The sequence below is a fragment of the Streptococcus respiraculi genome (assembly GCF_003595525.1).
Lineage (GTDB): Bacteria > Bacillota > Bacilli > Lactobacillales > Streptococcaceae > Streptococcus > Streptococcus respiraculi.
Genome location: NZ_CP022680.1, coordinates 1,289,261 through 1,301,659 on the forward strand (window position 1 = coordinate 1,289,261; position 12,399 = coordinate 1,301,659).

The 12,399-nt window shown below is 43.6% G+C and carries 8 protein-coding genes and 1 pseudogene; 7 read left to right on the forward strand and 2 right to left on the reverse strand.

Annotation, left to right across the window (positions count from 1 at the left end; all coding sequences use genetic code 11):
* Positions 1–50 precede the first annotated feature (50 nt).
* Positions 51–1,874, forward strand: a complete 1,824-nt coding sequence (lepA, locus tag CHF41_RS06335) for a translation elongation factor 4 (protein WP_119876487.1) — start codon at positions 51–53, stop codon at positions 1,872–1,874.
* Between the two features lie 580 nt (positions 1,875–2,454).
* Positions 2,455–3,174: pseudogene (locus CHF41_RS10320) on the forward strand (hypothetical protein).
* Between the two features lie 25 nt (positions 3,175–3,199).
* Here the strand turns inward: CHF41_RS10320 and CHF41_RS06345 are convergent.
* Positions 3,200–3,940: an amino acid ABC transporter ATP-binding protein gene (locus CHF41_RS06345; protein WP_119876488.1), complete on the reverse strand. Its 741-nt coding sequence runs from the start codon at positions 3,938–3,940 to the stop codon at positions 3,200–3,202.
* Positions 3,940–6,147, reverse strand: coding sequence for an ABC transporter substrate-binding protein/permease (locus CHF41_RS06350; RefSeq protein WP_119876489.1), 2,208 nt, complete (start codon positions 6,145–6,147; stop codon positions 3,940–3,942). Before CHF41_RS06350 ends, CHF41_RS06345 begins: the two co-directional genes overlap by 1 nt.
* Positions 6,148–6,384: 237 nt before the next feature.
* Between CHF41_RS06350 and CHF41_RS06355 the strand changes: the two genes are divergently transcribed.
* From CHF41_RS06355 to CHF41_RS06375, 5 genes are all read left to right on the forward strand, one after another.
* Positions 6,385–7,290: a CPBP family intramembrane glutamic endopeptidase gene (locus CHF41_RS06355; protein WP_119876490.1), complete on the forward strand. Its 906-nt coding sequence runs from the start codon at positions 6,385–6,387 to the stop codon at positions 7,288–7,290.
* A gap of 384 nt (positions 7,291–7,674) precedes the next feature.
* Positions 7,675–9,663 (forward strand): excinuclease ABC subunit UvrB, encoded by a 1,989-nt coding sequence (gene uvrB, locus CHF41_RS06360; protein WP_119876491.1) that lies wholly within the window; start codon positions 7,675–7,677, stop codon positions 9,661–9,663.
* 242 nt (positions 9,664–9,905) lie between these two features.
* On the forward strand, positions 9,906–11,045 hold the full coding sequence (gene hemW / locus CHF41_RS06365) for a radical SAM family heme chaperone HemW (protein ID WP_119876492.1): 1,140 nt from the start codon (positions 9,906–9,908) through the stop codon (positions 11,043–11,045).
* The gene (locus CHF41_RS06370) at positions 11,045–11,788 is read left to right on the forward strand and encodes an acyl-ACP thioesterase domain-containing protein (protein ID WP_119876493.1); all 744 of its coding nucleotides are present in this window, start codon (positions 11,045–11,047) and stop codon (positions 11,786–11,788) included. The genes hemW and CHF41_RS06370 overlap by 1 nt, the downstream gene beginning before the upstream one ends.
* On the forward strand, positions 11,772–12,392 hold the full coding sequence (locus tag CHF41_RS06375; RefSeq protein ID WP_119876494.1) for an NUDIX hydrolase N-terminal domain-containing protein: 621 nt from the start codon (positions 11,772–11,774) through the stop codon (positions 12,390–12,392). The genes CHF41_RS06370 and CHF41_RS06375 overlap by 17 nt, the downstream gene beginning before the upstream one ends.
* The last annotated feature ends 7 nt before the right edge of the window (positions 12,393–12,399 follow it).

Here is a 12,399-nt window from a genome sequence, read left to right on the forward strand (position 1 = left end):
CGCGCCAATTTTTGGTATAATAAGATAGAATATACCCTAAAGGATGAGATATGAACTTAGAAGATTTAAAGAAACGTCAGGAGAAGATTCGCAACTTCTCGATTATAGCCCATATTGACCATGGGAAGTCTACCTTGGCAGACCGTATTTTGGAAAAGACAGAGACTGTATCCAGCCGTGAAATGCAGGCCCAGTTGCTGGATAGCATGGATTTGGAGCGCGAGCGTGGTATTACCATTAAGCTCAATGCCATTGAGTTGAACTATACTGCAAAAGACGGAGAAACCTACATTTTTCACTTGATTGACACCCCGGGGCACGTCGATTTTACCTATGAAGTATCGCGGTCGCTAGCTGCCTGTGAAGGTGCGATTTTGGTCGTTGATGCGGCGCAGGGAATCGAAGCTCAAACGCTTGCGAATGTCTATCTAGCCCTTGATAATGATTTGGAAATCCTACCGATTATCAACAAGATTGACTTGCCAGCAGCAGATCCAGAACGGGTTCGTCAAGAAATCGAAGATGTGATTGGTCTGGATGCGAGTGAAGCGGTGCCGACTTCTGCTAAGGCTGGAATCGGAATTGAAGAGATTTTAGAGCAAATTGTAGAAAAAGTTCCTGCCCCAGCAGGAGATGTGACAGCGCCACTCAAGGCCTTGATTTTTGATTCTGTTTATGATGCCTACCGTGGGGTTATCCTGCAAGTGCGGGTCATGGACGGTGTAGTCAAGCCTGGTGACACCATTCAAATGATGAGTAACGGCAAGACTTTTGATGTGACAGAGGTCGGAATTTTCACCCCGAAAGCCGTTGGACGGGATTACCTAGCAACCGGTGATGTTGGCTATATTGCAGCCTCTATCAAGACCGTTGCGGACACTCGTGTCGGAGATACGGTGACTTTAGCAACCAATCCAGCGGATGCCCCACTTGAAGGCTACAAGCAGATGAATCCAATGGTCTTTGCAGGGATTTATCCGATTGATTCTAATAAGTACAATGACCTGCGTGAGGCACTTGAAAAATTACAGCTCAACGATGCTAGCTTGCAATTTGAACCAGAAACTTCTCAAGCACTCGGATTTGGTTTCCGCTGCGGATTTTTAGGCTTGCTCCACATGGATGTCATTCAAGAGCGGATCGAGCGAGAATTTAATATTGACCTAATTATGACTGCCCCGTCTGTAGTCTATCATGTCAATATGACTGATGGTGAGATGCTTGAAGTATCTAACCCGTCTGAATTTCCAGATCCAACCAAGATTGAGAACATTGAAGAACCTTATGTCAAGGCGCAAATCATGGTACCGCAGGAATATGTCGGATCCGTTATGGAATTGGCACAGCGCAAGCGCGGCGATTTTGTGACCATGGATTATATTGATGACAATCGGGTCAATGTGATTTATCAGATTCCGCTTGCCGAAATTGTCTTTGATTTCTTTGACAAATTGAAATCCTCAACGCGTGGTTATGCAAGTTTTGACTACGAAATTTCAGAATATCGCCCATCGAAATTAGTGAAAATGGACATTCTATTGAATGGCGACAAGGTTGATGCCCTCAGCTTTATCGTCCACAAAGAATTTGCCTATGAACGTGGAAAATTGATTGTCGATAAGCTCAAGAAAATCATCCCACGTCAGCAATTCGAAGTCCCAATCCAAGCCGCTATCGGACAAAAAATCGTAGCCCGTAGTGACATCAAGGCGCTCCGCAAAAACGTCCTAGCTAAATGTTACGGAGGAGACGTCTCACGAAAACGCAAACTCCTCGAAAAACAAAAAGCCGGTAAAAAACGCATGAAAGCCATCGGAAGCGTCGAAGTCCCACAAGAAGCCTTCCTAAGCGTCTTGAGCATGGATGATGAATAATAAATCACCCCAGTGGGATGGTTTATCCCGAGCTTGGAAATAGGAAGGTGAGGTAAGCACGGTGTGCTATTTTATCCTGCGCTAAGAAACCTGAAAGCGCAGTGAGTCCAGTGGGGTGGTTTATCCCGAGCTTGGAAATAGGAAGGTGAGGTAAGCACGGTGTGCTATTTTATCCTGCGCTAAGAAACCTGAAAGCGCAGTGAGTCCAGTGGGATGGTTTATCCCGAGCTTGGAAATAGGAAGGTGAGGTAAGCACGGTGTGTTATTTTATCCCGCGCCAAGAAACAAGAGAGCGCAGTGAGTCAAAAGGACTGGTTTATCCCGAGCTTGGAAATAGGAAGGTGAGGTAAGCACGGTGTGCTATTTTATCCTGCGCTAAGAAACCTGAAAGCGCAGTGAGTCCAGTGGGGTGGTTTATCCCGAGCTTGGAAATAGGAAGGTGAGGTAAGCACGGTGTGTTATTTTATCCTGCGCTAAGAAACCTGAAAGCGCAGTGAGTCCAGTGGGGTGGTTGATTCCTAAGTCTAAAAATTGTAGGAAAATCCTGTTAAAGTAGTCCGAAATTGAAGAGGAGAATAGGATGAAAAAGAAATTAGTTGTAGTAGCAGTTACGTTATTAGCTGTAGTTGCTGTAACTGCCTGTTGAAAAAAGGACTCAACTTCGACCAAAGACAGTCAGCCAAGTCAAACAGAGCTTCGGCAGCCCGTTCGGAGTCTACCAGAAGCTCGATAGCTACTAAAAAAGAGCCAAAAACGGACAGCAAGCAAACGGTTCGGTTCAGATGAGTATGGCTACATTGATATTCCGAAAAGTTGGATTCACTTTAAGGACTTAAATGGCGGTGATGAAATCCAATACACCGATGGGACAGGCTACAATATTGTCACAATGAATGCTCTCACGAAAGAAAAAGCTAATATTGGAGAGGGTGAAGAATGGACAGCTGAGACAATTGCCAATATTATAACTGGGACAAGCCAGAATGAGCTCGTAGCGCTCACCCACAAAAGCATGTAATCTGAAATATTACGTATAAAAAATCCCAATGTGGATAAGATTTGGGGTGCTAAAACAACCGTTTCAGACCAAGATACCTTTCAAGTCAATATCATCATGAAATCAGGCCAATATCTGATTAGCTGGGTCTTTAAATATGGAGATAAAGTGCACTAAATTGCCTTTGAAGGAGAAAAAGAAGTGCTGGCAGATGTCATTGAAGGCATTGAACATACTTGGAGTAAAACGAAAAACATCAGGACATTCGTCCCTGATGTTGTAATAGAGAAAACACCTTTCTGACCAACAGAGAGGCGTTTTTAGTAAACTATACGTTCAATACCTTATCAAGGAAATCCTTCAAACGTGGGTGTTGTGGGTTGTCAAAGATTTGCTCAGGCGTGCCGTCCTCAAGGAACTCACCGCCGTCTGTAAAGATAACGCGGTTGGCAACCTTACGAGCAAATCCCATTTCGTGGGTAACAATCAGCATGGTCATACCTTGCTCGGCCAAGTCTTTCATAACGTTTAGTACATCTCCGACCATTTCAGGATCAAGGGCCGAAGTCGGCTCATCAAAGAGCATAATATCAGGATTCATCGCAAGGGCACGAGCGATTGCGACACGTTGCTTTTGACCACCAGAAAGGCTATCAGGCATAGCGTCACGCTTGTCAGCAAGACCAACTTTTTCAAGTAATTCCATTCCGACTGTTTCAGCCTCTGCTTTGTCCATCAATTTATGCTGAATCGGTGCAAAGGTGATATTGTCTAAGACGGTCATATGTGGGAAGAGATTGAAGTGCTGGAATACCATTCCGACATTGGAGCGGAAGGTATCAAGGTCGGTTTTAGGGTCTGTCAAATCAAACCCATCCACCGTTACCTGGCCGCTTGTAATTGTCTCAAGTAGGTTCATGGTCCGCAAAAAAGTGGACTTACCAGAACCAGATGGCCCGATAATGCAGACTACGTCTCCTTCATAAAATTTAGCAGTAATGCCTTTTAAGACTTCGTTATCGCCATAAGATTTGTGCAAATCATGGACATTGATTTTTAATTGAGCCATTAGTTGCCTCCTTTTTCAAGTTTACGTGCAAGACGTGTTAAGAGTGTAATGACAATCAAGTAGATAATGGCAAGGATTGCATACATACGGAAAGATTGATAGTTCCGAGCGATAATGATTTTACCAGCTTGGAACAATTCGACCAGACCAATCGCTGAGATAATGGTTGTATCTTTCAAGGTGATGACAAATTGGTTAATGAAGTTTGGCAACATCAGCTTAGCTGCTTGTGGCAAGATAATCTTACGCATGGTTGTGGTGTAGGAAATGCCCAAACTGCGAGAAGCTTCCATTTGTCCAACTGGAACAGCCTGAATCCCTCCGCGCACAATTTCGGCGATATAAGCACCAGAGTTGAGGGATAGAGCAATCGTACCTGCGACAAAGTCGTTGATTGGTGATTGCTGACCAGTCATCGATTCAATCAAGTTTGGAATGCCCCAGAAAATGAAAGCAGCGACAATCATCAAAGGAATACCACGAACTACATCGACAAAGATGGATGCGATGACACGAAGTGTCTTAAATGGGCTGACTGCAAACATTCCAAAGATAATTCCGATGATAATTGCAATGGCAAAGGAAAGAAGAGCCAATCCAATCGTAATACCAAGACCTGAAAGAAGTTGACCGTAGTTGTTTTTGAGCAAGCCCCAAATGGTTGATTCATCAATCGTTGAAGTAGAAGCGTTATCTGTATTTTCGTTATTATTGAAATACTTGTTCATGATTTCATCGTATTTACCTGATTGAACCAATTCAGCAAGACCGTTGTTAAACATTTCGATTAACTCTGGATTGCTACCTTTTTTCACAGCAAATCCAAGGCTGCCTGTTGCGATTCCTTCGACCGGTGTTTCAAAATCACGTCCTTGTTGAATCGCATAAAGAAGCACCGCCTCGTCGTCCATTAGGGCATCGATCGAACCAGAATTTAAGCTATCGTACATGGTAGATGCTTCATCAAAGGCTTTTACGCTATAGCCGTACTTACTAGCATTTTCTTCCAAATAACTGTAAGAAGAAGTTCCGTTTTTCGCGCCGACTGTTTTACCTGAAAGATCTTCGTAGCCAGAGATTCCACTGCCTTTTTTGACCGCAAGACGAATGCTTGAGGTGTAGTATGCGTCTGAGAAATCAAAGATTTTCTTGCGGGCATCTGTAATGGTCATTCCTGCAATAACAGCGTCTGCTTGTCCTGCCTGTACCGCATTGAGAGCAGCATCAAAACCAGGATTTTGAATGGTTACTGTGAATCCTTGCTGCTCGGCAATCGCCTTGATCAGCTCGATGTCAATTCCTGTGTATTTTCCGTCTTTGCCTTGGTATTCAAATGGGGCAAATGATGAGTCAGATACGATGGTGTAAGAAGACTTCACTGGAGTAGCAGTCGCTCCAAGCTTTCCTGTTAGGCTGAGGCGAGAGCCGTAGTCTTCTGATGTGCTTGCTTTGTCAGAAGCAGAAGTGCTTCCGAGCCACTTTTTCACGATGTCATCGTAAGTACCATCTTTTTTCATGGCAGAAAGTGCCTTGTTAAAGTCGTCTACCAGATATTCATATTGGCTCCCTTTTTTGACAGAAAAACCAAATGATCCAATCGCTTCACCCTTCATGTTGATTGCCAAGTCTTGCCCTTTTTGAATGGCGTATTGGATAACAGCTTCATCGTCCATCACAGCATCAACTGCGCCAGCAGATAAGCTATTATACATGGTATCACCCGTATCAAAGGTCTTAATGCTGTAGCCGTATTCGCTCTTATGTTGGTCAAGGAAGTTTTGTGCAGCGGTACCATTTTTGACACCGACTGTTTTTCCTTTTAACTGCCCATATTCAGATACGGGATTTTTTTTCGTTGAAGCAATCACGATTTTAGTATCGAAGTAAGGGTCTGAGAACGTAAAGACTTTCTTACGAGCATCCGTAATCGTTGTTCCTGCCATGAGGGCATCAGCTTGACCAGATTGAACAGCATTGACAGCTGCATCAAATCCAGGGAAACTTTGGCTGACAGTCCATTTGGAGCGCTTGGCTACTTCGTTGATGATATCGACATCAAGTCCCTTGTAGACTTGGTCGGAGTCTTTAAACTCAAAAGGTGCATAAGTGGAGTCAAATACAATATCGACAGTATCGTCGGCTTTGACCGGTGAAAATAGGAAGAATAGTGGCAGAAGAACTGCCAATGTAAACCATTTTTTCTTCATTTCAATTCTCCTTCATTTAATATAATGATTAGAAATCCTGTGAAAAATCATTTTCAAACTGTTTTCCCTCTTTGTTTCTAAAACATAATGGATAGTATACCATAAATAGCCTTGATTTGCAAAGGTATATGTTAGAAAATATAACATCAGTATGTTCTCTGTATTTTCCCTATTTAGACTTGAATAGTAGCTGAAAAACCGATACAATAGCAGTAACAAATTAAAAAGGAGAAAAGTATGGAAAAAAAGCGGATGTTTGCTGCTGTAAAGACACTGCCTGATAAAAGGTTAAATTGGTTCTATGCCTTTTGCTTGCCCTTTATCGTTCAATTTGTCTTACTCGTCGGATTTATAGTTGCGGGATTTCTTATGGATGTCCTCCTAGCGTTCCTACCAACTGACGCGATTCAAATGCTATTTTATATTCTAGACCCTGTATTCTTACAATTGCTGAGCTTTGCCGTTCCTTTTGTGATGGTATTAGTATGGGTGCGATTTGTAGAAAAAAGACCAATTGCAGGCCTAGGATTGTATAAAAAAGGTGCCGTTAAGGAGTTGATGAAAGGCTTGGGAGTTGGAATTTTACTAATCAGTGCAGTTGTACTATTGCAATGGCTGACAGGGAGTATTGAATTGGCAGAGACCTATTTTACAGGCTTGAATGTCTTCAATTTCCTTCTCATCTTTCCTTTCTGGTTTCTTCAAAGTGCCACAGAAGAATTATCCACTCGTGGTTGGCTTTTCCCAAGCGTCGTACGTAAAACCACGCTTCCAATTGGACTTGCAGTATCTAGTCTACTTTTTTCCCTTCTCCATATTGGGAATAATGCTATCAGCCTGATTTCTTTGCTGAATATTGCCTTGTTTGGCCTCTTTGCCTGTCTCTACGTCTTAAAAACAGACAATATCTGGGGAGTATCGGCTATTCATGCTGCCTGGAATTGCTTCCAAGGGACTGTGTATGGTGTTAACGTCAGCGGAATCAGCGTTTCATATTCCTTGATGAGATTTGCCCCGACCTCAGCTCCAACCTATCTGTCTGGTGGAGAATTTGGCTCTGAGGGCAGTATCATTGCTTCCGTTATATTAGCGATAGGATGTGCTTACCTAGCTTGGCACTTATATCAAAAAAGAGCTTCATAAGCTCTTTTCGGATTGAAGAAAAAGTCTTTTTGAGATACTTTTCTTAGGTGGTGCGGACGGTAGCGACTTCCTGCGGAGTAAAATAATCCAGTGGATTATTTTAGCCTGAGCCTAGAAACAAAAGAGCGAGGATGATCGATTTAGACAAAATCACGATTGAACCCACTCCCTATTTTACCACAGCAAAAAGTATTTGATAAGGCTCGCTCCGCTCGCGAAAATCGGAAAATCAAATGTTCAGTTAGCAGAACTTTTGAATTTGTTTAAATAAATCTCGGGTTTGTCTACGTTCTGAAAAGAGCTTATGAAGCTCTTTTTTGATAGGCATTTCTCCAAAGAGCTAACAGGCATGATTTATGATAAAATAGGAGGGTGAGGTAACCTATGATTGATAGAAGAACAACAAACAAATTTAAGCTAGTGTCCAAATACCAGCCGTCGGGAGATCAGCCAGAGGCGATTGAGACCCTAGTTGATAATATTGAGGGGGGCGAGAAAGCCCAGATTTTGCTGGGGGCAACAGGAACAGGAAAGACCTATACCATGAGCCAAGTGATTGCTCGGGTCAATAAACCCACCCTTGTTATTGCCCATAACAAGACGCTAGCAGGGCAGCTTTACGGCGAGTTCAAGGAATTTTTCCCTGAAAATGCGGTCGAGTATTTCGTGTCTTACTATGACTACTACCAGCCAGAAGCCTATGTGCCCTCAAGCGATACCTATATCGAAAAGGATAGTTCGGTCAATGATGAAATTGATAAACTTCGCCATTCGGCAACATCAGCCCTTTTAGAGCGCAACGATGTGATTGTTGTAGCCTCTGTCTCGTGTATCTATGGTTTAGGTTCGCCAAAAGAATACGCGGATAGCGTGGTCAGTCTGCGTCCCGGACTTGAAATCTCACGAGATAAACTCCTCAATGATTTAGTCGATATTCAGTTTGAACGCAACGATATTGATTTTCAACGCGGGCGCTTTCGTGTTCGTGGTGATGTGGTAGAAATTTTCCCAGCCAGTCGTGATGAGCATGCCTTTCGGGTGGAATTTTTCGGAGATGAGATCGATAGGATTCGTGAAATCGAGGCTCTGACAGGTCAGGTCTTGGGAGAAGTGGACCACTTGGCGATTTTCCCTGCTACGCACTTTGTGACTAGTGATGATTACATGGAAACAGCCATCAGCAAGATTCAAGCAGAACTTGCTGACCAGCTGGAAGTCTTTGAAAAAGAAGGTAAACTCCTTGAAGCTCAACGCCTCAAACAGCGGACAGAGTATGATATTGAGATGCTACGAGAAATGGGCTACACCAACGGGGTCGAAAATTACTCCCGCCACATGGACGGTCGTAGCGAAGGCGAGCCTCCCTACACTCTGCTTGATTTCTTCCCAGATGATTTTCTGATTATGATTGACGAAAGCCACATGACCATGGGGCAAATCAAGGGCATGTACAACGGAGACCGTTCACGTAAGGAAATGCTGGTTAACTATGGTTTCCGCTTGCCGAGTGCGCTTGATAACCGTCCGCTTCGCCGTGAGGAATTTGAAAGCCATGTACATCAAATTGTCTACGTGTCTGCGACACCAGGTGATTATGAAAATGAACAGACGGATACCATTGTCGAGCAAATCATTCGTCCGACAGGTCTCCTAGACCCTGAAGTCGAAGTCCGCCCAACCATGGGACAAATGGATGATTTACTTGGCGAGATTAACAATCGGGTGGAAAAAGGTGAACGGACCTTCATAACTACATTGACCAAGAAAATGGCAGAAGACTTGACCGACTACCTTAAAGAAATGGGCGTTAAGGTCAAATACATGCATAGCGATATCAAGACTTTGGAGCGGACAGAGATTATTCGGGATTTACGCTTGGGAGTTTTTGATGTCCTCATTGGAATCAACCTCTTGCGCGAGGGAATCGACGTCCCAGAGGTGAGTTTGGTTGCCATTCTTGACGCGGATAAGGAAGGCTTTTTGCGGAACGAACGCGGTCTTATTCAGACCATTGGACGGGCGGCCCGCAATAGTGAAGGACATGTCATTATGTATGCCGATAAGATTACAGACTCCATGCAGCGCGCCATGGACGAGACGTCCCGCCGTCGCCAGATTCAGATGGAACACAACGAAAAACACGGCATTATCCCGCAGACTATTAAAAAAGAAATCCGCGATTTGATTAGCGTGACCAAGGCAGTTCTTCCAGATAAGGAAGAAACGCTCGGTATTGAAAGTCTCAACAAGCAAGAGCGTAAAGACATGATTAAGAAATTAGAAGGTCAAATGCAGGAAGCGGCAGGTCTCCTGGACTTCGAACTCGCAGCACAAATCCGCGATATGATTCTGGAAATCAAAGCGTTGGATTAGAAAAAATCATGGATCTGACCACTCAGATCAGTGGTTTTGAGTAAAGAATAGCAAGAAAGACCACAAAAAAATAGGTCGGGAGTGGAAAATCTAATCTAAGTAAATCCGTCTGCTATCAATAGATAGGGCGGATTTTTTGATTGCAACATAACCGCTCATAACAAGGCCTCATTTTTACACACTCGAGCTCTATCTCATTCCCTCTTTCTGACGAAAAGGGGTGAGTGTGGTATAATAGCTTCATGACAAAAAGACCGACTTCAGCTTATGTGCATATTCCCTTTTGTACTCAGATTTGTTACTATTGTGATTTTTCAAAGGTATTTATCAAAAATCAGCCTGTTGATGAGTACTTAGCAGCTCTTATGGAGGAGATACGGTTCTATGACATACCTCCTTTAAAAACCCTCTATATTGGCGGTGGGACACCGTCTGCCTTGTCTGCTGAGCAATTGGACTATTTACTGACCAATTTGGAGAACTTACTCGACTTATCACAAGTAGAAGAATTTACCATTGAGGCCAATCCTGGGGATTTGACAGCAGATAAGATTGCTGTTTTACGAAAATCCAAGTGCAACCGGGTTTCACTGGGTGTACAGACTTTTGATGACCGCATGCTCAAGAAAATCGGGCGTTCCCACAATCAATCCCAGATTTATGAGACGATTAGCGCCTTAAAAGCTGCAGGTTTCCACAATATCTCGATTGATTTAATCTATGCCCTACCTGGGCAGACCATGGAGCAGGTCAAAGATAATGTAACACGGGCTCTTTCGCTGGATATTCCCCACATGAGCCTCTATAGTTTGATTTTGGAGAATCATACGGTCTTTATGAATCGCCAGCGCAGGGGAAATCTGCACCTACCCAATGAAGATGTCGAGTCAGATATGTTCGAGTACATCTTGCAGGAATTGGAAAAAAATGGCTTTGAACATTATGAGATTTCCAATTTCACAAAGCCAGGTTTTGAAAGTAGGCATAATCTCATGTATTGGGATAATGCAGAATACTTTGGTCTGGGAGCGGGGGCTTCTGGTTATCTGGCTGGTATGCGCTATCGCAATCGAGGCCCTATTCAGCATTATCTGAAGTCCATTCGAGAAAAGGGGCATGCGAGGCTTCACGAAGAGCGACTATCGCAGGCAGAGCAAATGGAAGAAGAAATGTTTTTGGGATTGCGGAAGAAAACAGGCGTTTCGATTGCTCGTTTTGAGGAAAAATTTGCAACATCCTTTAAAGAACGCTATGGTCAGGTGGTTGCAGACTTGAAGAACGAAGGTCTCCTTCAGGAAGAAAATGGCTTTATCCGAATGACTAAAAAAGGGCTTTTTCTCGGAGATACAGTTGCAGAACGATTTATAATAGGAGAGGAATAATGGGACTACGTTATCAGGAAACACTCACTCTGCCCTTTGACATGGTAGATGTCAAGCAAGAATTAAAAATTCCAGGATTTTTAGCGTATTGTTTAGCCTTGTCTGGTCGCCAATCAGAGCTTCTAGGGCGTGGAGATAAGGAAATCTTTGAGCAGTATGGCCTTGTCTGGGTAGTGACGGATTATGAAGTGGATATCACTCGCCTGCCACGCTATCAGGAAACGATTACGATTGAGACAGAAGCGATTTCTTACAATAAATTTTTCTGCTATCGGACCTTTCATATCTATGATGAAGCAGGAGGCTTACTTATCAAGATTTTAGCCTACTTTGTCTTAATTGATTTTGAGACCAGAAAGGTCAGTCCAGTTCCAGAGGAATTGATTGCTCCTTATCAATCTGAAAGGGTCAAAAAAGTAGCGCGCGCTCCTAAATATGGTACGCTAGCAGAAGCTGTTGAACAAGAGAGAGAGGTGCGGTATTTTGATATTGATTTAAATGGTCATGTCAACAACAGCAAGTATCTGGAATGGATGTACGAAAGTTTGGCGCATGAATTTCTCATCACTCACCGACCAACTTATTTCCAACTGAAGTATATCAAGGAAGTAGCGCCAGAGGCCTTAGTGACGACAAAAGTGGTGCAGGAAGAAGGTTGCACGCAACATGAAATCTGGTCTAAAGGCCAGCTAAATGCCCAAGGAATGATTAAATGGAGAAGTCAAGATGACAGCAAACAATAATTGGCTCAAGTGGGCTGTCCGCCTACAGGCCTTGGCGCAGACGGGTCTTGCTTATGGTAAGGATGTCTATGATATAGAACGATTTGAAGAAATTCGCCAGATAGCAGCAGAAATGCTGGTGGAGCCGTCGGGCTTACCACTAGAGCAAGTAGAAGAATTGTTTTGTAACGAAATAGGCTATCAAACGCCCAAACTCGATACACGCGCAGCTATTATCCAAGACCAAAAAATCCTCTTGGTTCAAGAAAATGATGGCTTGTGGTCTTTACCTGGAGGCTGGTGTGATGTCGATTGCTCGACCATGGAAAATGTGATTAAGGAAGTGCGAGAAGAGGCTGGGCTTGATGTCGAGGTTGTGCGTCTGGTGGCCATTTTGGACAAAGCAAAGAGCAATCCTAGCAGGTCTGCTCACCATGTGACCAAGGTCTTTTACCTATGCCGAGCACTCGGTGGAGAATTTCAAGCCAATTCTGAGACAGTTGCGAGCGCCTATTTTGCCTTGGAGGATTTGCCTGATCTGTCCGTTGGGAAAAATACAGCAGAACAGATAACTCTCTGCTTTGAAGCGCATCAGGCAGAGCACTGGGAAGCACGATTTGAGTGAGGAGATA